A 21,602-nucleotide genomic window follows, 5' to 3' on the forward strand; every position below is an offset into this window, starting at 1 on the left:
TTTCCCCGCGAATCCCTTCGGAGCGGGCAGTCTTACCCCCCAGCGGGACGGAGCACTGAAGCCTAGACTGGAAATATTCTTCTCCCCACCGCAGCCACATATCAAGTGACCAATGAAAAAACCAGGAACCGCCCATTTGGACGATTCCTGGTTCGTTATAATACGAAATCATTTCGCTTATTTTAATTGCTTCACCACCAAACACCACAACCAAGTGATGACGACCGCACCAATGGCTCCGGCAATGACGTTGAAGCCTGCCCACATCCACAGCCAATCACCCAGTACCAAATCGCCCAGCCAGCTACCCAAAAGAGCAGCAATGAGCGAAGCCCACCAGCCTGATCCTGTCGCTTTTCCTTTACAGATCAAGCTCATTGCCCACCAAACGACCACACCGACGACAGCCCATACGAACCAAAACATTCGTACACACTCCCTCTCTTATGATGGTGACGCTTACATTAGGGCCAAAATAATGACTAGTTACCTGTTACCATCATATTGAACAAAAGAGAAAGTGTGCATAGGCATTTAATTGGTATACAGTTCTGCTCGGCGGTTAGCAACACTTGGCAATTTGCCCCGTACTCGTTCAATCCGACTTACATCCAGTTCTGTGACCAATAACGTTTCTTCTTCCCCTGCACTTGCTATCACGACACCCATCGGATCGACGAACATGCTGCGTCCGGCAAAAATATTTCCGACCTGATCAGCCGCACATACGAACATTGTGTTTTCAATAGCACGCGCACGAACCAGCGTCTCCCAGTGATCCTCTTTCATCGCTCCCGCTACCCAGCCTGCTGGCACAAACAAAATATCGGCACCCTGTAACGCAAACTGTCTCGCGATTTCCGGGAAGCGCACCTCGTAGCATACCATCAGCCCGATTTTGCCAAATTCCGTTTCCACCACTTGATACGGATTATCCCCAGGCGCTATGAAGTCCGATTCTGTGTAGGAAAAGGCATCGTACAAATGTGTCTTGCGATACGCATGTAGCAGCTGACCTTCACGCCCTAGAAAAACGGTCGTATTGTAGGCACGATTCTCATCACCCTCGATGGATTCGAACACACCACAAACCACATAAACTCCGTGCTCCGAAGCGAGCTCTGCCAAGCCGGAAACAAATGGACCATCCAGCTTTTCCGCTACCTCTGCTGGGGTTACTCCCGACTTTGGCGTGGCAGGTGCACTGTACATTTCTGGCAAGATTACAAAATCTGCTCCTGCTGCCTTTGCTTTTGCAATGTAATCGGCTGCTTTTTGCAAATTTTTCGTCTTATCCATCGTCGCTGTCAGTTGTGCAATGGCTACTTTCATGAATATCCCCGTCCTTCCTCTTCATACAAAGCTCTCGTTTTCTTACTTGCTAGTATAACTGATTTTGACCGAGTTCCAAGTAAATATGCTTTACCAGCTGGACGTCTTGTATATAATGGACTTGTCATCTTGCGTATAAATTTTCACCCTATTGAAAGTAGGTGAGTCCATGTCCATCCGTATCAAGCTGCTGCTCTCTTACACAGGGATGCTAGTCATCAGCTTGCTGACATTTTTTGTAGCCGCCAGCCTATTTACGATTGCGGCGACAGGTGATTTCAACAGCTTTCGCGATTTTTATAAAGTGCATTATCAGCTCAATCCGCTGACAGAACAAGAAGAGAATATTTTCCTTGAATTGAAATATCTCGCCAAGAATGAGCCGGATCAATTGCAAAACCAGGAGCTGCTTGCCGATTATGATTTTAAGCTCAAAACGGTACGAGCCGGCCTGTATGTCCGCAGAGAGAGCAATCAAGTCTTTACCTCCCCGACCATCAATCAGCCCGAACTGGAAAACAGCTTGCCGCCCTATGACTTGAACAACAACCAGATTCGCAACACGTTCAACATCGGCGAAAGATTTTATGCGTATGCCAAGTTTGACTTCAAGTTTTCGGATGGCGCAAAAGGCAGTGTTTTTGTAATCCGCGAACGCAGTCCATTTGGTGAGGTGATCCGCAAACTGCTGCCGATGCTTGTGTTCCTCCTCCTCGGAGTCCTTGTCATCGCAAACGTCTTGCTGTACCGCTGGATTACTCGCAGTGTCGTCAAGCCGCTCGATTTACTGCGAAATTCAGCTGAGAACATCAAGGAAGGCAATCTGGACTTTGAGCTCCATCTGTACACGAAGGACGAGATTGGACAACTGAACGAAGCGTTCGAAAACATGCGCAAACGATTGCAAGAATCAGTGCGACTGCGCCTTGCGGACGAAGAAAGCCGCAAAGAGTTGATTTCCAACATCTCGCATGATTTACGTACACCGATTACCAATATCAAGGGCTACATCGAGGGAATCCGCGATGGCGTAGCTGATACCCCGGAGAAAATGGAAAAGTACGTCAACATCATTTACTCCAAGGCAGTAGACCTCGACTTGCTCGTTGATGAGCTGTTTCTCTACTCCAAGCTCGATCTGAAGCAAGTGCCCTTTACGTTTGAACATGTAGATATCGTCCAGTTTTTGGATGACTGCATCGACGAGCTGCACTACGATCTGGAAAAGAAAGGAATTACGATTCAGTGGAAGCAACGCACAGCAGAAGGCACCCTGGTCATCGCCGATCTGGAAAAAATCAAGCGCACCGTCTTAAACATCATTGGCAACTCGCAAAAATACATGGATAAACCTGAAAAAGTCATCTGTGTCTCGGTTCAAGCGGACGCTCATTGGGCTACCATTGAAATAAAAGACAACGGCATCGGTATTCCACAAGAAGCCATTCCTCACCTGTTTGAACGCTTTTATCGGGTGGAGCAATCCCGTAATTCTTCTACGGGCGGTAGCGGTCTGGGACTGTCCATCGCGCGCCAGATCGTCGAGGGTCACGGCGGAAAAATTTGGGTGGAGAGCAAGCAAGGCGTAGGTACCAGCGTGTTCTTTACGCTAAAACGTACCCACAAACAATAGGAGGTGCACATTCCCATGTCTTCACGTATCCTCATCATTGAAGATGAGACGACTATCGCTCAACTTGAGCGGGATTATTTTGAACTGAACGGCTTTCAGGTCGATTTATGCCACTCTGGCAGCGAAGGCTTGCCGCTTGCCATCAATGGTGACTACAGTTTGATCATCGTTGATTTGCAGCTTCCGGGCATGGACGGCTTCGAATTGTGCAGCCAGATCAGACAAGTCAAGGAAGTGCCGATCCTGATCGTCTCCGCCAAAAAAGAAGAGATCGATAAAATCCGCGCCTTTAATCTCGGTGCCGATGACTATATTACAAAGCCGTTTAGCCCCAGCGAATTGGTTGCCAGAGCCAAAGCCCATCTGACAAGATACGAGCGTTTGACAGCCCGACAAGCTGAGCCATCGAACGCAGAGATTCACATTCGCGGTCTCGTCATCGACAAAGTCTCTCGAAGAGTCTACGTACGAAATCAGGAAGTTATTTTCACGACAAGAGAATTCAATCTGCTTGAATTTCTAGCGACTCACCCGAATCGGGTTTTTAACAAAAACGAGCTGTTCGAACGAATCTGGGGTATGGATTCCAGCGGAGATATCGCCACCGTTACGGTGCACATTCGCAAGCTGCGGGAAAAGATCGAAGTCGATCCATCCAATCCGCAGTACATCGAGACGGTCTGGGGTGCCGGTTACCGATTTACTGTCTAAAGGTGAATACCATGATCATCACAAAAACCTTCAGCGAAAACGAAGACGGATTTTCCGCTCTACGTCAAAGCTGAAGGTTTTTTTACGTGTAAGAAGGTGCAATAAAGATCATTTTATCTTTTTTTAAGAACTTTTTTAGATTCTATTAATCTCTTGTTTCTTGGCAGTTTAGGTCTCTCGACTATCCTACAAGTAATCAAGCAACACCCACTCAACTGATCTAGAGGAGGACCAACTGATGAAAAAGTTTTCTAATAAAATCGCGATCATGATGCTCGCAACTGTTATGGGCACAGCATCCCTTCCTTACGCTGCACTGAATGTGCAAGCAGCTTCCACTCCCCTGAATGCTCAAGAAATTCAGCAAGCCGTTACTGAACTCTCCAAGCTGAAAGTCATGCAAGGCAGTAACATTCATAATCAGGTTACGCGTGCCGAGCTGGCAAAAATGGTCGCACACACCTTTGGCTTGCAAGGCGGCAAAACAGATAAATCCGTAGCGTTTACGGATGTGAAAGCAAATGACTGGTTCTATAAATACGCGGTAGATCTGGTATCCCTCGATATCATGCAAGCAAAAGATGGCCATTTTGATCCACGTGGAACCGTGACAGATGCTGAATTCGTGCAAATCGTCGCAAAAGCGCTCAAGCGTGATGTGAAGTCGGTTAACTACTGGGCGGAACGCTTCTTCTCCGCAGACAGCAACGTTACTCGCGGTGAAGCCGCTTATCTGTTGAATGTGGCTCGCCAGGCAATCCCTTCTGATAAAGCGACCATCACGAGCGTACACGCCTTGAACGAAATTACATTGATTGTGACGTTCGATGCTCCGTTGACCGCAGAAAATGAAGTATTTGCCAAAGCAAAAGAAGACTTTGTCTTTAGCGATGGACTGACACTGACCAATATGCCACGTCTGAAAACAGGTTCTACCAATACCTACATCGTGCCGACCTCTGTTCAAAAGCCAGGAATCACCTACAGCTTGACATACAAAGGGAAAAAGGCCGGCACATTCGCGGGCAACGCAACCAAGATCAACATGACAGAAGTGCGCCAAGTAACAAACGATACGTTTGAAGTCGAGTCCCTGCAAACAAATGGTGTCATCGATTATGGATATGTCATCTCCGCCTACAGCGGAGGGCGCGGTGCAAATGCATTGGTGCTGGATCAAAACAACAATGCAAACGGCAAAACGTATCAAATCATTTCTTCCATGCAAGCAAGACAAGTGACCATTACACCAGAAGGCGGACAACCAATCGTAGCGAAATACGTGCCTTTCACACAATCAACAGACGGCAAGCAAGAAATTAAATTCCGTCTGCCAGAAGGCCAAGTCCTGACTCCGGGCGTTACGTTCACCATTACCTCCGACTGGGCGAATATCGCGAATCCAACCTTCGTCGCAAAAGAAATCGCTCCGCTCGAAATCAGCGAAGCCAAAGCAGTTAGTGAAACTTCTATCACCGTTTCCCTGACAGAGGACCCGGGAGACGAGCTGTTCTCCGGACGCAGCGTAGAACTCACTAGTGCAGATGGAGAAAAACTGCTGGCAACGTACAAATATTCCAGCCGCAAAGGTACCACAGGCGTGTTTGACATCCAGCAAGATGGTAAACTGAAAGCAGATACCACATACACAGTAACACCTGTCGGCGATTGGGCTGGCAAATCTTCTGCCGAGCTGACAGTCGAGTAGTCTTTTTATGAGAGTTCAAAAAGTCGGCTTTTCAGCACCGAGAAAGTAACGTGAACCTTGAAGAAGGAGGAGCGGAGTGTAGGAAACCTACATGAGCACCGGACTTCGAAGGTGAACGTTACTTTCAATGCCGAGTTTGCTCTCAAAACTACTTCGTGATCAAAAGATGACTTTATGAACTACCTCTTTTGTATTATGCAGGTATCCAAATCAAAAGAAAGGTGTGGGCTCGCTATACTGCGTATTGGTCTTATGACGATCGCCATCACTCTGTCAGGGTGTGAGATGAATTGGAACACCCTCCTGACGAGTGGCGAGCAGCAAGCAACCCAGGCGGTGAAAGTTGAAATGGATAAGCTGAATCAAGCCTTATTGACAGCAACTAGTCAAGGAGACAAAGCAGCGATTGAGAGGCTGCTTGCAGAAGGCGCGGATATTGACGCAACCGATAGTAGAGGCCGCACCTCTGCGATGATCGCGGTCCACTCTGGTCTACTAGACGTTTTCAACTTGTTGGTTGAACGCGGAGCCAACATCAACATCCGAGACAACAACTTAGACAATCCCCTGCTCTTTGCCAGTGCAGCAGGCCAGCTCGCATTCGTAAAAGCCTCGATAGCAGCAGGTGCTGACACTACCATTACGAACCGTTTCGGCGGAACGGCCTTGATTCCTGCGGCTGATCGTGGACATGTCGAGATCGTTAAGGAACTGCTCACCACCTCCGATGTCAACATTGATCACGTCAACCGATTGGGCTGGACCGCGCTCTTAGAAGCAGTGATTTTGGGTGATGGTGGCAAGAAGCATCAGGAAATCGTGAAGCTCTTGATCGAGCACAATGCGAATGTCAATCTCGCTGATCACGATGGTGTGACGCCTCTCGGGCATGCGAAGAAGCATGGCTACAAAGAAATGATGGAAATGCTCACGCAGGCTGGCGGAAAATAAGAAGATAACCCAAGTCGATTTTTTGAACCACCTTTATGGAAGAAACAAAGGATAGGATCGTCAGAACTCATCTGACCCCTATCCTTTTTCTTATTTTCTAGCCCAAAAGCCCCTGCAAAAATCAAAACTTTTCCTATATTTAGGCGTCTACTACTAGTAAATCATTCCATTATGCCTATACCATTTTGACAGGAGCCTGTTTTACATGACCGTCAGCTCGTATACATCGATTCTGGAAACGGATATACGAATCCGAAAAGCTTCTCCTAACCTTGAAGCTAAGGTGGAGATGTACAAGCTCTTTCTCGCTTCTACAGACGCTATTGAAATCCACATCAATAACCTGACGCATCCATTAACTACTATTAGAATCTATGACATCCATCGAACAAAACTTGCAGAAGCTGAATATAGTCTGAACGCCCCCATTATCCTTCCGTTTTTTCCAAAGGAAGATGGTCTTTACTATGTACAGCTGACGATTGGGCCTGATCCAGACCCGCAGCACACCTATCAATTGCACGTGGATAAGTACAAACGCCTATCGGGGCTCATGAATCAATCGGAGGAATTCACCGCAGAAAATGGTCCGTACATGATCGGACCAGAGGATGTCATCATAGCTGCTGGGACATCTATCAGCTTTGAAGCAGGAACATCCATCAATGTACGGTGTCAAAACAAGATCGTCGTCCAAAACGGTGCCTCTGTTTCTTTTCGCGGTGAACCAGTCAAACCTGTCGTCGTCATCGGAGCCATTGACGATACAACCGCACACCGTTGGACTCAGCTCGTGTTATCTCCCTTGGCTGAGGCAACCTTCCAGCACATCATTGTGCAATACGACAACGATGAAGACGGCGCGGAATTTTTGACCTCAGCAGCCCCTTTTGTAGCGATCGCCTCATCCGTTGAAGAATTCGAGTCAATGGTTGCCAAAGCGGACTATGTGGAGCGGGCCGCAGTCGTGTCTCCCTCTTCTCGCCTGGACTTCATCAAAACTTGGTTCCAGCAGTCTAGCCCTTATCGCTTTCATATTTTGGGCGATCTCTTACCTGAGCTTTATTTCGGCATGGATGTCACCACTTTTGCTCGATGGGAAACCGATACGAAGCGGATTAACGAAGAACGAGTAGAAGCTGGTGAAATCAATTACTGGGATTTTGTTAACGGCAACTTCACTGCCGATTTAATAGAAGCAACGTTTCTGTTTGCCAATAATGAGAGTAGCCCGGAGCTACGAATTCAACGATTGATTGATTTTCTAATCATCGCGCAAAAATGGAGGAGAAAACACGGATGCTTCAGCCTGTTCGACATGCTCGATCCGTTCCACGATCACGACGAGGAATTTTACAAAACGTTTGAACAGATGTCGTCCGCCTTCTGGCTTGCGCATAATACATCCATTATTCACTGGGATACTCTTTCACGAGAACTCGGCATTTGGCAAAAAGAAAGTTTCTTCGAACGACAATTCATCAACTCTGTCATGATTCGCCTGCACTTCGCAGCCGATCTGCCATTCTCCCTTCCGGGGTATGGAAACAACATTCCACCTGTCGGCTTTTTGGGTATTTCCATTCACTTCGGCCCGTTCCGCTATCCAGAGGACTATCCGGCTCCCGGGCCTGAATTCGACGTCAATTACGGCGAACTCTCTACAGCTACCTATGTGAAATTTATGTTCGAATCGTTGATCAATGGCAAAACGAATCCCGTTTACACCTGGTGGATACCTACACAAGCGGATAAAGAGCTGTTTCGAACCTTGCAGGAAAAAGGCATATCATTGGATTCCCCTCCGGAAGATTGGGACCGCGAATTCGTGCAGCCTGCTAGAAAAACGCTGGAGGAGATCCGGGCATTCTACCTTAACCCAACTCTTCGAGAAGATAAAAGAACGATGTCTTCCAACTGTTGAGGTCGGGGGAAGCCATGGCACATGTTTTCCAGTCGCCTATATCCTCTCTTCGTTCGGGCGGTCTCCTTCCAAACATGTGCCATGACTTTCGAACAGCTGAAGATTATTTCGGGGATTAGAGCTTTTTTCAGTTATGTCTGGAAGTCTTTTGAGGTAGATATCTTTTGCTTCATCTTCTGGTGTATTTTAGACATCTCGATTCATATTTCAGAGCTTCTTAAGCTGCGTAGAAAGAAGCGCATTTCCAGTCCAAGCGCCTCTGGAGCCCTACTTAGCTCCGAAATGAATGGCGGGGAATTTCAGCTTTTATTACATACAAAAACGCATTTGCGTTTTCTGGTTTGAAGCGCTCCCGACATTCATTTCGGGGCGGAGGCCGAAGGGTAGACTGGAAATGCGCTTCTTTCCCCCACTACAGCTACTAATTCACAAAATTTTTCCCATAGTAAATCTCGTCCATCTCTATTTGCAATTGCTTCGTAATATCCTCCTGCTCCTCTGGTGTCAGCCTATCCTTCGTGTATCCAAACAAATAATTGTTCAGATCAAATTCCCTGCGTTTGCATTTGGTATGGAAAATATTGTCTTGGTACACATTCACATCAATCATGTGGAACAATTCCTTAATTTCCTCGGGAATATAATTTTGGATGGAACTGATGTCGTGATCGATAAACAGCTTATATCCATGGATATCCCGGGTAAAACCGCGCACCTTGTAATCAATTGTCATCAGGTCTGTATCAAACGAACGAATTAAATAATTGAGCGCTTTGAGCGGAGAAATTTCGCCACAAGTCGACACGTCGATATCGGCCCGGAATGTACTGATGCCCTCTGTTGGATGGTACTCTGGATACGTATGCACCGTAATATGACTCTTGTCCAATTGAAGTACCACATTTTCAGGCAAAGGTCCGGGGGATTCTTCATAAGATTCAGTAGGGACTTCTACGACAGGCCCCTCAGATACAAGAAAAGTGACGCTCGCGCCTTGAGGTACATAATCTTGCTTGGCCACATTCAGTACATGGGCGCCAATAATATCCGACACGTTTTTCAGGATACTCGTCAATCTCTCTGCATTGTATTGTTCATCTATGTATTCGATATACGCTTCCCGTTCCTCTTTTGTTTTCGTGTAGCAGATGTCGTACATGTTGAAGCTGAGTGACTTGGTCAAATTATTGAAGCCATGCAGCGTAACGTTATGTTCTGTTTTTTGTTCCAAGCGTCATTTCCCCCTGTAGTAGCATCCAAAACTCGGTTTGTCTTACTTTTTCCTCTATCTCGTTCATAAATACCCATTACTTTTGACCTACCCAAAAATGATTCCATAGCATCAGGGAAACTTAACAGAATATGGTTCTAATCCTCATGGTTTAGTGATAAAATATCGAAGTGTGTCAAATTTTAGAAGAAAGGGGGAAATTATCATGCATTGGTATACAAACGTATTAAAACAATACGTCGCTTTTGCAGGAAGAGCTAGACGTCAAGAATATTGGATGTTCACTTTGTTCAACATCATTGTATCTTTGGTAATTGGTCTCGTAGACTCATTAATTGGTACTGCATCTGTTTTGGGCATAATCTATTCATTGGCTGTTTTACTGCCAAGTTTGAGTGTAACTGCTCGCCGATTGCACGATACGGGAAGAAGCGGTTGGTGGATCCTTCTCACGTTTATTCCTTTTATCGGTGCAATTATTTTGATCGTATTCTTGTGCCAAGACAGCCAGGGAGACAACCAGTACGGTGCGAATCCTAAAACTTCGCAATCATTTTAATATCTCCATCGCCTCTCCTCATAAGGGAGAGGTTTTTTATTTTGGCCCAAAGAAAAAACGGCAGTTCGGGAGTACCCAAACACCCAGCCCAATCGCATATCCCTCTTTTGCCATGATCGTCTCTCTTTTTTATATTCAGATTATTCTAATAATAAACCCCGCCGGAAGACTTCTTTCGAATACCAAGATGTGTATAGGACAGAATAGAACTGTAAAAACGCCCAAAAGGAGGATTGTAGGATGAATAAACAGACGCTGGCTGCCCATGAATCACTGGATATTCATGAAGTACTTAACTTCAAAACACTCTGTCTCGCCAAATCCAAGCTGATGCAAGGCATCGTATTCGATCAGGATTTACGAGCGCTGATGCAAAAAGACGTAGAACAATCCTTGCAAGCAATCGAGGAGCTTCAGGCTATTTACAAGAACGCACCCTTTCAGGCACCGATCCCGCAAACTCGCCCGACCCCCATCATAAACTGAAGGTGAAAATCCGATGAACAACGATTATCAAGATCCTATAAACGCGTTAAACATGCCGGAGAAGGCAGATATGACTTTTGCTATGGACTTCCTCATTCGTGCCAAGGAAGGCGTCCGAAACACAGCAATCGCTCTGACTGAAACCATTACTCCGGAAGCAAGAGCCGTATTGCGGAAACAACTCCACCAAGGAATTTCTCTCCATCAAGAAATCGCCGAGCTGATGCTCAGTAAAAAATGGTTCCATCCCTACGAGCTTCATGAACAGTATCAACTAGACCACCTCGCAGCCTTGGAAACGATCCAAATCGGGCAAATGAACCTTTTCCCTGAAGATACTTCGCGAAAAAGCATGTTCGATCGGACACCAGATGAACACCACTGATGGAGGAACTTATCGATGAAAGCTGTTACATACCAAGGCATTAAAAACGTAGTAGTAAAAGAGGTGCCCGATCCTAAGCTTGAAAAGCCCGATGATATGATCGTGAAATTGACAAGCACCGCCATATGCGGATCCGATCTCCATCTAATTCATGGCATGATCCCCAATTTGCATGAGGATTATATTATCGGTCACGAACCAATGGGTATTGTCGAAGAGGTTGGCCCTGGTGTAACCAAGCTGAAAAAGGGCGATCGCGTAATCATTCCATTTACGATCGCTTGCGGCGAATGCTTTTATTGCAAAAACCATTTAGAAAGCCAATGTGACAATTCAAACGAGAATGGCGATATGGGTGGTTTTTTCGGATATTCCGGTACAACTGGCGGTTATCCTGGGGGACAGGCAGAGTATTTGCGGGTGCCGTTTGCGAACTTTACCCATTTCAAGCTACCTGAAAACTGCGAAGTAGAGGATGAAAAGCTGTGCTTGATTGCCGATGCCATGCCAACTGCCTATTGGAGCGTAGATAACGCAGGTGTCAAAGACGGGGATACCGTGATCGTTCTGGGCTGCGGACCCGTAGGTCTTCTTGTCCAAAAGTTTTGCTGGCTGAAAGGTGCAAAACGTGTGATCGCGGTTGATTATATCGAGTACCGCCTGCAACATGCAAAACGTACGAACAACGTAGAAATTGTTAACTTTGAGCAAAAGGAAAATATCGGTAACTACCTGAAAGAAATCACGAAGGGTGGCGCTGATGTTGTCATCGATGCTGTTGGTATGGATGGAAAAATGTCCGACCTGGAGTTTCTAGCGAGTGGCTTGAAGCTGCAAGGAGGCGCTATGGGCGCAATCGTCATCGCTTCCCAAGCAGTCCGCAAAGGCGGTACTATCCAAATTACCGGTGTTTATGGCGGGCGCTATAATGCCTTCCCTCTTGGAGACATCATGCAGCGTAATGTCAACATACGTTCCGGACAAGCTCCTGTGATCCACTACATGCCCTATATGTATGAGCTCATTACCACCGGAAAAGTCGATCCAGGCGACATCATCACGCACGTCATTCCCTTGGCTGAAGCAAAGCGTGGATACGAAGCGTTTGATACGAAAACGGACAATTGCATCAAAGTCGTTCTAAAGCCTTGATCAAATGATGAGAAGGAGGGTACCTCTGCGATGAGTTACGGATTGCACGAACAGCTTGAACTGCATGAAATTGCTACTTTTAAAACCATTTGCATGACCAAGTCCAAGACAATGCAAGGCCTCGTTTCCGATGAGAAGTTGAGACAGCTTTTGGCTGACGATGTTCTCGTATCCACCAGACAGCTTCAGGAGCTGAGCTCTCTACTGACAAAAACAAATTCATAGGGGGACAAACGCATGACTAGCATTCTTCAAAGCTTAGCTGGTATGGGTGGCCTGACGGATCAAGTAATCGCCATGGACTTTCTCATCTCCGCAAAGAGCGGTGTACGGAACTATGCGATGGCACTGACAGAAACAGGCACCCCGGAAATTAAAGCAACACTAACCAAGCAATTGGAAGAAGCAATCGATTTGCACGAAAAGATCAGCCTATACATGATTGAGCGAGGCTGGTACCATCCATGGAATATTGCCGAGCAGATTGAATTGGATCAGCAAAATATCCAGACCGCGTTACATCTTCCGTGAAATGAAGCACCCTTTTTGGGTGCTTTTTATATTTTATCTACTATTCGACAATATCTCCTAAAGTAAAAGAGAGATTTATCCTATAAAATGGTATATATAGGGATTTTTGGGGAGGGGCGATGATATCCATCTCTTAGCATCCACTCAATGAGCGTTTCAGAGCTACATTATCATTGTCAAGAAAGGTTGATGTTCATGTTTAAGAAAGCCTTGATCATCCTGACATTAAGCTCAGTTGTGGCTGTACCATGTTTAGCCGCAGAAGCCCATGGGGCCGCTCTACCTTTACAGGAGAAGGCGCCAGCCTCCGCAAAAACAATAATCAAAAATGCCGCATTTGGTCAGGAAGTCTGGGTAATGCTCGGCTCCCCTATTCCAAACGGATGGGTCGTAATCAGATCTTCTGGCAATATGAACCTGATTAAGGATATGAACAATACTCCGGCTGGTTACGAAGTTTGGGTCATGCTCGGTTCCCCTATGCCACCTGGATGGGTCGTGATCAGAAGTACCGGAACCATGAACCTGCTTAAAAATCTGAACAGCGCCTCTTCTAATGAGGAAGTTTGGGTCATGCTCGGTTCCCCTATGCCTGACGGATGGGTTGTGATCAGAAGTACCGGAACCATGAACCTGCTTAAAAATCTGAACAACGCTCCCTCTAATCAGGAGGTATGGGTGATGCTAGGCTCGCCTATTCCTGACGGATGGATTGTGATCAGAAGTTCTGGAAATATGAACCTGATCAAACGTTTAGGCTAATCAGACCAATTGGATAACTGTATCCATAATAGATAAAAACATAGCATCCTCTCATCTACAAGCTGACGTCGAAACTCCATCGACATCAGCTTGTTTCCTTTTCTTTTTGGCCATAGGCTGGGAAAGCTAAAAGTGCACGCCTGGTTTGCTTACTTCGCTTTTGGCGGAGTGTTACTCGGTGGAATCGTTGCTTTTGAACCAATAGAACGATTTCTAGCTGCACCTAGACCAAATACAAAGAGCAAGATTGACGCACAAACCAAAAGTAGAAGGGGAACCGTCCAGCTATCCGTTGCATCATGCAGATATCCGAAAAGGGTCGGGCCTATTGCGGCAAGCAGGTATCCAACTGATTGAGCCATACCGGACAGCTCTGCAGCCTGTTGAGCATTCTCTGTACGTAAACCAAAAAACATCATCGATAAACTAAATGCAAAACCTCCACCAATTCCGAGCATGATGATCCACCAAACAATGAAATTTGCGCTACCGTAAAGTAATCCAAGCGTTCCTATTAAAAGCAAAATGGCCGTAATCGTAACTAATAAACGTTGGCTGGACATACGCCCAGCGATAATCGGAACGATAAAAGTAAAGGGAAGCAAGGCTAACTGCATAACGGATAGGAACCAACCAGCTTGATCTGAACTTATTCCTTGCTGTTTTAAGATTTCAGGTAGCCATGTGATCAGTACATAGAAAAACGTAGATTGGAGTCCCATAAACAAGGTTACTTGCCACGCTAGTGCGGAACGCCATATATTCACACTGCTATCCGCCGATTGATTTTGAACAGTGGCTGTTTCCCTATTGCGGCGTTTTATTTGAGGTAACCAAAATAATACGGATACCAAACTAAGAATGGCCCATATTCCCAACGCCCCTCGCCATCCAACTCCTAATCCAACTGCAATGGGAACACTAATACCAGATGCAATTGCCCCTAATAAATTCATAGAAATGGAATATACACCAGTCATTAAACCAATTTGTCTAGGAAACTCCCGCTTTATAAGACTTGGCAACAATACATTAGAAACGGAAATTGCCAATCCAAGAACAGCGGTACCGATATACAAAGTACCGATTCCTGAGAAAGAACGCAAAATAACCCCAAAAGTAAGAAGGATGATGGAAATTAGAATGATTCTTTCTACTCCAAACCTTCGTCCTAATTTAGGAACAATAGGAGAAAAAAGTGCAAAAGCTAATAGGGGCAACGTGGTAATCATACCCGCCAGCGTATTCGAAATATGAACATCGTCCCTAATAAGACCAACTAGAGGCCCCACCGAGGTTAAAGGAGCCCGTAAATTAGCTGCAATAAATATGATTCCTACAATAACCACCCAAACTGCTGATCTAGTAACGTTTGGATTTGATTTCATCTCTTGCGTGCTCATTATTTTCCCTCTTTGTCTATTAGATTGAATACAGGAGTTCATTCGAAAAGCATATTATAATATACTTTTTAATCAATTAAGCATACTATAATATAATAAAAGCCCTCTAGCAACCATTCGGTCGATAAAGGGTCATAGTCGTGGTAGCCTATGAACATACAAGGGATCGATATTAAACCCCGTATTTCAATATAATATGGAGAACAACAAGCTCGTCAGACTGATTTATATAGGAATGCGTGCCATCTGCACAAAAACTAATCGAATCATACTGATTCAAGACGTATGACTCATTATTTACATGGATGGAAAGGGTTCCTGACATGACCGTCGCAATTTCCGTTGTATTGTGGTGATGCTTCTCTGGATAGTATGAGCTATTCGGCTGTAAATAAGCTCTACACGTTTCAATTTCATTACTTACGTTTTGAAAGATTGGCTCAATGACCCAATCTTTATTATCCCCAGCAATTCTGAGTCCCTTCCCAGCTCTGGACAGATTTACACTGTTCTCGGTTGAGAATAGCGCCAAGAGTGGGATAGATAAGCATTTCGAAATTTTCCACAACACCCCGATTGTTGGGTTGGTTTCTCCACGCTCAATATTTCCAAGTGTCAGCTTGCTCACACCGGATAATTCTGATAAATCTTCCAGGCTCAAATGCTTCTCTTTACGAATTTTTTTTAATACCCCTCCAACCTGTAAAACAACTTGTTTAGGATCATCGGTTTCTGGATTCACGTTAAGCCTCCCTTTACCATAACAATGAAAACTATAAAAAATAGGCTAGTAGCATTCCTATACGATAGTGATGAAATCATACTAAATATACCAGATCATCAATCATAACCCCATAAAAAAGAAACCCTTCCTGCAAAAACAGAAAGGGCCTTCTCCAGCTGGTCTGCTACTTAAACCAGCCTTTTTCCTTTGAATGCATAATCGCCTCGATCCGATTGCTCACACCGAGCTTGTCGAGAATGACGGAGATGTAATTCCGCACAGTCCCTGTCGTAATGTACAGCTGACTGGCAATCTCCTTGGTGTTCTTCCCGTCAGCGACCAAAAGCAGGACTTCCTTTTCCCGCTCCGTCAGCGGATTCTCCTGCCCGTATGCCTCATCGACCAGCTCAGGCGCATAGATCCGCCGCCCAGCCATAATGCTGCGAATCGAGCTAGCCAGCTCTTCGCTCGGACTGTCCTTGAGCAAGTAGCCGTTTGCTCCTGCCTTCAGAGCTCGTTCGAAGTAACCGGGGCGAGCAAAGGTTGTAAGAATCATCACCTTGCACCCGCTGCCTTTCAATTCCTCGGCAGCGTCTAATCCGCTTTTGACTGGCATTTCGATATCCATAATGCAAATGTCGGGCTGATGCTGATGCACGAGCTTGACCGCATCCTCACCATTACTTGCTTTTCCGACGACCTTCATATCCTCTTCCAAATCGAGCAGGGAAGCAAGGGCTCCCAAGAGCATTCTCTGATCCTCTGCAATGACAATGCGAATCATCTTCCCGCCTCCTGTTCCGGTTGTTTGAAGATGTTGGGTACCCGGATCACTAGCTGTGTTCCAGAGACTGAGGACTGGATTTCCATGCTTCCGTTGACAAATTCCAGCCGTTCCTTCATCCCACGCAAACCGTTGCCCCGGTAAACCAATTCCTCCGCCATTCCAATGCCATTATCCGTTACGCTTACAACGAGATCGGTACGAGTGGGTTCGATGACAATGGAGGAGGCAGTGGCATTGCTATGCTTCACAATATTGTTGACCGCTTCTTTCAGGCACATGCACAGCACGTTTTCTGTCATCAGCGAAGTATTGGTCAGATTCGTGTCACCTTCCAGCACGAACTCAATATCCGCTGCCTTGAAAATTTGTTTGATCCGAAACATCTCATCCTCAAGCCGCGTCCCACGCATTTGTGTGACCATTTCCCGTACTTCTTTCAAAGCGATTCGCGCCGTTTGCCTGATTTCCTCCAGCTCCGTTCTCGCAAGAGCAGGATTTTTGTTGATCAGCTTGTTCGCCAAATCACTTTTCAACCCAATCAGGGAGAGCTTCTGCCCCAACGTATCGTGCAAGTCACGGGCAATGCGTTGGCGTTCCTCTAGCTTGACCAGCTCTGAAATCCGCTTATTCGCATGCTCCAGCTCTCCCTGGAGCTTCTCGCGCTTATTCCAGTTGTACGTGGTCACGGGCAAGAGAATGACAGCAACCATGCTAACCAAAACAAAAGGGAGCTGGCCAATCAATTGCGCGTTTTTGGTGAAAAAACCGATGTTGACCGATATGGCGGTACTAATCAAATGAACCGTGTACAGCGTAACAAAGCCGATCTTGTTCTCGATATTCCCGATAAAAAACGCCAAGAAGAGCGAGAAATACACATAGCCGAACATCAAGGTCATGGCGATGGATATGATGATCTGCACACCCGTCCAAAAGTAAATCAGCCAGCCCTTTGACAGAAAGGAGAAAACATAGCAAATGAAAAACAGAATGATCATGATGATTCCGATCACCGCTTCGTACGTCGAGGATGATCGGAAGATGAAATAGAATGGCAGGATGTAGAAGACAACCCACACATAAGGGCTCAAGCCCGTATTTTTTTGAAGAATGTGATACCACTTCTGCTTTTGCATGATTGCCCACCTTTTCTTCGCCACTCTCTCAAGTGTATCGGAATTCAAAGGTTTATGGCAGGCTTATTTTCCTTCCAAACTCGGTTTGGAGCCTTGGAGTGCCTCCATGATCGCTTCTGATCGAGCAGCAGTCAATTGCTTGATGCCTTTGAAGCTCACAAAGCGCTTGTTGCTCTCATCCCATAAATGAAAACGCAGGCACTGCACGCTGGCCGCCAGTGTAATCGTTGTCGCCATATGAAGCGGCGGTGTCTCGTTATGTGCTTTTTCCAGGTTGTAATTCGGTACACGTGGGCTTAAATGATGGACGTGGTGAAAGCCAATATTGCCTGTGAGCCATTGCAAAACCTTTGGCAGCTTGTAGTAGGAGCTTCCTTCTACTGCTGCTTTCACGTAGCTCCACTCTTCTTCGTTCTCAAAGTACGAATCCTCATACGTATGCTGCACATAAAACAGCCAAATCCCAAACAATCCTGAGACAAAAAAGATCGGACCTTGAATCAGCAGAAATGCTTGCCAGCCAACCGCCCAGATTAAGACCGCATAAAGACCGACCAGCAGCACATTCGTCAAATACGTATTCAACCGCTCTTTGCGGCGAGCACGCTTTACATTAAAACGATATTGGAGCAAAAAGACAAAAATAGGTCCCAAGCCAAACATAACGATCGGATTACGATACAGCCGATAAGCAATTTTACGCCAGATAGGAGATTCGAGATATTCATTAACAGTCAACATCCACAGATCGCCTACGCCTCGTTTGTCGAGGTTGCTGCTCGTTGCATGGTGAATATTGTGACTATTTTTCCACTGTTCATACGGAACGAGGGTAAGCACACCAGTAATCGTCCCCACGATGTCATTCGCCCGACGATTTTTGAAAAAGGATTGGTGGCAGCAATCGTGGCAAATGATAAAGGTACGGATGACGAAGCCAGCTGCAACAATGACGATAGGCAGCGTCAGCCAATAGGACACAGATAGACTGAGATAAGCTCCGTACCAAAGCAGAATCAGCGGAACTAACGTATTGATTAGCTGTCGGATACTCTTTTTCATGTCTGATTTTTCAAAGGGGGCAACATTCTTTTTCAACTCGGCAATGTTGGCTTGATGCATCAATCGTTTCCTCCTCGACCGAAGCGCATGAGACGTGGAGTGCGCCGGACACTATATTCTATCTATATTGTAGAAAATAGCGTCTGGCCGCTGTAGTCATAAACGTCAAGTCGGAGACATGACAAATGTCATGGTTAAACAAGCGACTTGAAAATGTAAGGTCCATAAACTAAGCAGCCATCCCATATTATGCCAAGAAAAGACCCCATCCATACTTCGGATGAAGTCTCTAGCTTTGACGCCGTATTGTTCTTACTTCACATCGAGGCGCTTCACGATATCTTCGAGCAGCAAATTCGCTGCCTTGATGCCGCCTGCTTTGTTCCAAACCGTTTCGTCTACTTGGTAAACTTGATTGGTCTTCGCCACATTCAGAGATTGGAAGACCGGGCTTTCCATCCATTTTTTCGCATTGTTCGAAACATCTTTAGATTCTTTCGTTGGCTCCGTTACCCAGTAGAACAGGATATCCCCATCCATAGCGGACATACCTTCTTCACTGATCATTTCTGCAAAGTTGTTTACGTCCTGGGAAGCTGGACGTGCGAGTCCCAGTTGATCGAGCAACACACCGCTAAAGGTATCTTTTTGATAGATTTGTACACCTTTTTTGGAGAATTTCGCTACGGATACTTTGGTAGAAGCTTTCGGACCCAGCTTTGCTTTCGCAGCAGCTACACGATCATCGAATTCTTTCAGGACTTGCTCGCCTTCCGACTTCTTGTTTAGTGCTTCTGCATAAAGCATGAAGTTGCTTTTCCATCTACCGGACAGCTCTTCTGAGAATACGGTTGGAGCGATTTTGGACAGTTGATCGTAAATCTTTTCATGACGTACTTTGTTCCCGATGATCAAATCAGGGCTCAGGCTTACAATCGCTTCGAGATTCGGCTGGTCTTCGAAGCCCAACACTTCTACACCTGTCATCTCATCCTTGATGTGAGGATACCAAGGATCTTCATCCCATGACTGTACAGCAGCGATTGGCTTAACGCCAAGTGCAAGCAAGGCTTCGGTACCTTCATTTGTTAAAATTACCACGCGTTCTGGTGTTCCCTTGATCGGAGTGGTACCCATTGCATGTTTCACTTCACGTACTTCATTGGAATCGGCTGGTGCTGATGTTGGAGTAGCCTCAGTCGTCGTTCCCGATGCGGCTGGCGCTTGTTGAGCTTGGTTGGCATTGCCTCCACAACCGGCAAGGACAACCAGCAAGCACAGCGCGAAGAAGCTGGTCATGATGTGGCGCATGGTACGTAAACTGGTCTTACTTTTCATATCGAGAATGCCCCCACTTCTGCTTACTTAGTGATAACAATTATCAATTGATAGTATATAGAGACTCCTCTTACTTTTCTATGGACGTGATTGTCTAATTCCCATGGACCAGATTACCCCTGTGCGACCTGGAGAAAATACGCTTTGCTCCTTTGAATCGTATGCTCTCTGCCAAACGGTCCCCATGGGTCCCATTCGTGATTGGCGGGATGGTACACTTTGTTTTCCCTCACCGCACGCATGTCTCTCCACAACGGGTTGTTCCACAGTGCTGCCACATGCTCCCGTTCACTCCAGAACACGATGATTCGCTCCGGGTTTAATTCGATCAGATCGTTGAGCGCATTTGGTTTATAGGCCGCGTGGGTCACATTCGGGTCAGGCGCAAATCCAAGCTTGTGATAAAACAAATCAGCGAGGGCGTGCCCCTCTACACCATATAGGCGCACCTCATCCGCAAGGACGCGAATCATCGTCCATTCACCCGTGCGTGTAACCGGCAACAGTGCATCTCTTGCTTGTTTTTCCACGTTGTCGATGTGCTTGATGATTTTCTCTGCCTGACTCTCTTTCTTGAAGAGCGTCGCCAATCTGGTCTGGTAGTCAATCCAATTCGGATAACCGTCAAAAAAGACCGTTCCTCTTATTTTCTCCCAGTCTCCTGCCTCCCGATTGTGGAAAAAGTTCATCCTGACAATCACATCAGGCGACAATGTTAAAATTTCTTTCGGATCGATCAGCTGCTCTGCATTCAATGCTTTTGTCCCGCGCAGCTTTTGCTGCAAATAAGAAGGAAAGCCCGTCCTCGTTTCAAAGTAGCTCGGGAAGGAGGGGGCAGCAATCGGCTGAATTCCCATCGCAAGAAAATGATCCTGCAAAAACAGCTTGCTGACCACGACTACCCGCTGGTCACTTTGCTTCATATAAATTTGCGGCGACAATCCTTCGCGTTTTTTGAAGAGTCTACTAAAATACAGCTCATCGGTATAACCTACGTTACGAGCTACATCCTTCACGCTTCCTCCAGAATGGGCAAGCAGCTCCTTGGCATGCTCCATCCGCAGCCCAGTCAAATACTCCCCGGGTGTCATTCCCGTCACACGTTTGAAAGCACGGCAATAAGAGCTGGGGGTCAACCCCGCCAGACTCGGCAAGCTTCCCAATTCCAGTGATTCGCGGTAATGTTTTTGCATGTAGGCGATGGTCTCCTCAATCGCTCCAATGCCCTTCTCCTCTTTCTTTTTCTGTTCATCATAAACAACACCAAGCAGCTCGTAGAGCAACGCTTGGCTCCGCAAAAAAGAAGAGTAATCCCGTTTTCGTGTTAATTTCGAGAGCTCTTCCAATACCGTAAGAAATGAGGCGGGTGTAGAGGCAGCCAAAACCTCGACTTCTTTCCTCTCGGGAGCGCTCTCGTGCTGATCGTGTCTCGCTTCTGCGTAATGCAGCCTGTATATGTGCAACGGTCCTGATTGGCACCGCAATTCTTCTATCTTCGTCGTCGGGTGCAACAACAAGAGCTTTCCGGCGTCGAGCACCTGCTTTTGACCATCAACCGTCATCTCTGCTCTTCCTTCTGCCACATAGCAAAGGACATGGGTGTTTATCTCCACCTGACGCAGATGAAAATTTTTCAATCGCTGTTTGCGAAAGGCGGTCATCAAAAACCCAGGATAATCTTGATTAATCGTCAACGGATTCACATCCCTCTATCATCGGAAATAGCAAGAAAAAGTAGACAAGCTGATTGCCGGAATCAGCCTGTTCTACTTTCATCATGTTGAAGA

Annotated in this window: 22 protein-coding genes; 12 read left to right on the top strand and 10 right to left on the bottom strand. The window is 46.2% G+C overall.

Annotated elements, in window-relative coordinates:
• Positions 1-177: 177 nt before the first annotated feature.
• Both HP401_RS16905 and HP401_RS16910 read right to left on the bottom strand, forming a co-directional pair.
• Positions 178-426: a hypothetical protein gene (locus HP401_RS16905; RefSeq protein WP_012684553.1), complete on the bottom strand. Its 249-nt coding sequence runs from the start codon at positions 424-426 to the stop codon at positions 178-180.
• Positions 427-534: 108 nt separating this feature from the next.
• A complete protein-coding gene (locus tag HP401_RS16910; RefSeq protein ID WP_173605814.1) occupies positions 535-1,332 on the bottom strand; it encodes a carbon-nitrogen hydrolase family protein in 798 nt (265 codons plus the stop codon).
• 169 nt (positions 1,333-1,501) lie between these two features.
• On the opposite strand from HP401_RS16910, the gene HP401_RS16915 reads away from it, so the two are divergent.
• From HP401_RS16915 to HP401_RS16935, 5 genes are all read left to right on the top strand, one after another.
• Positions 1,502-2,965 carry a sensor histidine kinase gene (locus HP401_RS16915; RefSeq protein WP_173605815.1) on the top strand — a complete coding sequence of 488 codons (1,464 nt, stop codon included), beginning with the start codon at positions 1,502-1,504 and terminating at the stop codon, positions 2,963-2,965.
• 15 nt (positions 2,966-2,980) lie between these two features.
• Entirely contained in the window at positions 2,981-3,676 is a 696-nt protein-coding gene (locus tag HP401_RS16920) for a response regulator transcription factor (RefSeq protein ID WP_012684550.1), read from the top strand.
• Positions 3,677-3,914: 238 nt separating this feature from the next.
• Entirely contained in the window at positions 3,915-5,384 is a 1,470-nt protein-coding gene (locus HP401_RS16925; protein WP_173605816.1) for an S-layer homology domain-containing protein, read from the top strand.
• 285 nt (positions 5,385-5,669) lie between these two features.
• A complete protein-coding gene (locus HP401_RS16930) occupies positions 5,670-6,335 on the top strand; it encodes an ankyrin repeat domain-containing protein (protein ID WP_173605817.1) in 666 nt (221 codons plus the stop codon).
• 205 nt (positions 6,336-6,540) lie between these two features.
• The gene (locus HP401_RS16935) at positions 6,541-8,259 is read left to right on the top strand and encodes a hypothetical protein (protein ID WP_173605818.1); all 1,719 of its coding nucleotides are present in this window, start codon (positions 6,541-6,543) and stop codon (positions 8,257-8,259) included.
• Between the two features lie 421 nt (positions 8,260-8,680).
• Here HP401_RS16935 and speD read toward each other — a convergent pair whose 3' ends face one another.
• Positions 8,681-9,490 (bottom strand): adenosylmethionine decarboxylase, encoded by an 810-nt coding sequence (gene speD / locus HP401_RS16940; RefSeq protein WP_012684545.1) that lies wholly within the window; start codon positions 9,488-9,490, stop codon positions 8,681-8,683.
• Positions 9,491-9,695: 205 nt separating this feature from the next.
• On the opposite strand from speD, the gene HP401_RS16945 reads away from it, so the two are divergent.
• The 7 genes from HP401_RS16945 (at position 9,696) to HP401_RS16975 (ending at position 13,365) form a co-directional block, all read left to right on the top strand.
• Positions 9,696-10,049 carry a DUF805 domain-containing protein gene (locus HP401_RS16945; RefSeq protein ID WP_173605819.1) on the top strand — a complete coding sequence of 118 codons (354 nt, stop codon included), beginning with the start codon at positions 9,696-9,698 and terminating at the stop codon, positions 10,047-10,049.
• A gap of 240 nt (positions 10,050-10,289) precedes the next feature.
• Positions 10,290-10,535, top strand: coding sequence for a hypothetical protein (locus tag HP401_RS16950; protein ID WP_012684543.1), 246 nt, complete (start codon positions 10,290-10,292; stop codon positions 10,533-10,535).
• A gap of 13 nt (positions 10,536-10,548) precedes the next feature.
• Positions 10,549-10,920, top strand: coding sequence for a spore coat protein (locus tag HP401_RS16955; RefSeq protein WP_173605820.1), 372 nt, complete (start codon positions 10,549-10,551; stop codon positions 10,918-10,920).
• Positions 10,921-10,935: 15 nt separating this feature from the next.
• Positions 10,936-12,072 carry a zinc-dependent alcohol dehydrogenase gene (locus HP401_RS16960; protein WP_173605821.1) on the top strand — a complete coding sequence of 379 codons (1,137 nt, stop codon included), beginning with the start codon at positions 10,936-10,938 and terminating at the stop codon, positions 12,070-12,072.
• Between the two features lie 30 nt (positions 12,073-12,102).
• Positions 12,103-12,297, top strand: coding sequence for a hypothetical protein (locus HP401_RS16965; protein ID WP_173605822.1), 195 nt, complete (start codon positions 12,103-12,105; stop codon positions 12,295-12,297).
• A 12-nt stretch (positions 12,298-12,309) separates the two neighbouring features.
• Positions 12,310-12,603 (top strand): spore coat protein, encoded by a 294-nt coding sequence (locus tag HP401_RS16970; protein WP_173605823.1) that lies wholly within the window; start codon positions 12,310-12,312, stop codon positions 12,601-12,603.
• Positions 12,604-12,798: 195 nt separating this feature from the next.
• Complete coding sequence (locus HP401_RS16975) at positions 12,799-13,365, top strand: hypothetical protein (protein WP_173605824.1); 567 nt, start codon at positions 12,799-12,801, stop codon at positions 13,363-13,365.
• Positions 13,366-13,514: 149 nt separating this feature from the next.
• Here the strand turns inward: HP401_RS16975 and HP401_RS16980 are convergent, their stop codons facing one another.
• The 7 genes from HP401_RS16980 to HP401_RS17010 form a co-directional block, all read right to left on the bottom strand.
• On the bottom strand, positions 13,515-14,768 hold the full coding sequence (locus HP401_RS16980) for a CynX/NimT family MFS transporter (protein WP_173605825.1): 1,254 nt from the start codon (positions 14,766-14,768) through the stop codon (positions 13,515-13,517).
• 172 nt (positions 14,769-14,940) lie between these two features.
• Positions 14,941-15,510: a helix-turn-helix domain-containing protein gene (locus HP401_RS16985; protein WP_012684536.1), complete on the bottom strand. Its 570-nt coding sequence runs from the start codon at positions 15,508-15,510 to the stop codon at positions 14,941-14,943.
• 166 nt (positions 15,511-15,676) lie between these two features.
• Positions 15,677-16,276, bottom strand: a complete 600-nt coding sequence (locus HP401_RS16990) for a response regulator transcription factor (protein ID WP_012684534.1) — start codon at positions 16,274-16,276, stop codon at positions 15,677-15,679.
• Positions 16,273-17,415 (bottom strand): sensor histidine kinase, encoded by a 1,143-nt coding sequence (locus HP401_RS16995; RefSeq protein ID WP_041749242.1) that lies wholly within the window; start codon positions 17,413-17,415, stop codon positions 16,273-16,275. Before HP401_RS16995 ends, HP401_RS16990 begins: the two co-directional genes overlap by 4 nt.
• A 63-nt stretch (positions 17,416-17,478) precedes the next feature.
• On the bottom strand, positions 17,479-18,537 hold the full coding sequence (gene desA / locus HP401_RS17000; RefSeq protein ID WP_173605826.1) for a Delta(5) desaturase DesA: 1,059 nt from the start codon (positions 18,535-18,537) through the stop codon (positions 17,479-17,481).
• 252 nt (positions 18,538-18,789) lie between these two features.
• A complete protein-coding gene (locus HP401_RS17005) occupies positions 18,790-19,815 on the bottom strand; it encodes an ABC transporter substrate-binding protein (protein ID WP_173605827.1) in 1,026 nt (341 codons plus the stop codon).
• Between the two features lie 113 nt (positions 19,816-19,928).
• A complete protein-coding gene (locus tag HP401_RS17010) occupies positions 19,929-21,509 on the bottom strand; it encodes a helix-turn-helix domain-containing protein (protein WP_254457102.1) in 1,581 nt (526 codons plus the stop codon).
• Between the last annotated feature and the right edge of the window lie 93 nt (positions 21,510-21,602).

It is taken from the genome of Brevibacillus sp. HB2.2 (genome assembly GCF_013284275.1).
Classification (GTDB): domain Bacteria; phylum Bacillota; class Bacilli; order Brevibacillales; family Brevibacillaceae; genus Brevibacillus; species Brevibacillus brevis_D.

Coding starts and splice junctions, on each gene's coding strand:
- HP401_RS16905 (WP_012684553.1), bottom strand. CDS start 426: ATGTTTTGGTTCGTATGGGCTGTCGTCGGTGTGGTCGTTTGGTGGGCA.
- HP401_RS16910 (WP_173605814.1), bottom strand. CDS start 1,332: ATGAAAGTAGCCATTGCACAACTGACAGCGACGATGGATAAGACGAAA.
- HP401_RS16915 (WP_173605815.1), top strand. CDS start 1,502: ATGTCCATCCGTATCAAGCTGCTGCTCTCTTACACAGGGATGCTAGTC.
- HP401_RS16920 (WP_012684550.1), top strand. CDS start 2,981: ATGTCTTCACGTATCCTCATCATTGAAGATGAGACGACTATCGCTCAA.
- HP401_RS16925 (WP_173605816.1), top strand. CDS start 3,915: ATGAAAAAGTTTTCTAATAAAATCGCGATCATGATGCTCGCAACTGTT.
- HP401_RS16930 (WP_173605817.1), top strand. CDS start 5,670: ATGAATTGGAACACCCTCCTGACGAGTGGCGAGCAGCAAGCAACCCAG.
- HP401_RS16935 (WP_173605818.1), top strand. CDS start 6,541: ATGACCGTCAGCTCGTATACATCGATTCTGGAAACGGATATACGAATC.
- HP401_RS16945 (WP_173605819.1), top strand. CDS start 9,696: ATGCATTGGTATACAAACGTATTAAAACAATACGTCGCTTTTGCAGGA.
- HP401_RS16950 (WP_012684543.1), top strand. CDS start 10,290: ATGAATAAACAGACGCTGGCTGCCCATGAATCACTGGATATTCATGAA.
- HP401_RS16955 (WP_173605820.1), top strand. CDS start 10,549: ATGAACAACGATTATCAAGATCCTATAAACGCGTTAAACATGCCGGAG.
- HP401_RS16960 (WP_173605821.1), top strand. CDS start 10,936: ATGAAAGCTGTTACATACCAAGGCATTAAAAACGTAGTAGTAAAAGAG.
- HP401_RS16965 (WP_173605822.1), top strand. CDS start 12,103: ATGAGTTACGGATTGCACGAACAGCTTGAACTGCATGAAATTGCTACT.
- HP401_RS16970 (WP_173605823.1), top strand. CDS start 12,310: ATGACTAGCATTCTTCAAAGCTTAGCTGGTATGGGTGGCCTGACGGAT.
- HP401_RS16975 (WP_173605824.1), top strand. CDS start 12,799: ATGTTTAAGAAAGCCTTGATCATCCTGACATTAAGCTCAGTTGTGGCT.
- HP401_RS16980 (WP_173605825.1), bottom strand. CDS start 14,768: ATGAGCACGCAAGAGATGAAATCAAATCCAAACGTTACTAGATCAGCA.
- HP401_RS16990 (WP_012684534.1), bottom strand. CDS start 16,276: ATGATTCGCATTGTCATTGCAGAGGATCAGAGAATGCTCTTGGGAGCC.
- HP401_RS16995 (WP_041749242.1), bottom strand. CDS start 17,415: ATGCAAAAGCAGAAGTGGTATCACATTCTTCAAAAAAATACGGGCTTG.
- desA (WP_173605826.1), bottom strand. CDS start 18,537: ATGCATCAAGCCAACATTGCCGAGTTGAAAAAGAATGTTGCCCCCTTT.
- HP401_RS17005 (WP_173605827.1), bottom strand. CDS start 19,815: ATGAAAAGTAAGACCAGTTTACGTACCATGCGCCACATCATGACCAGC.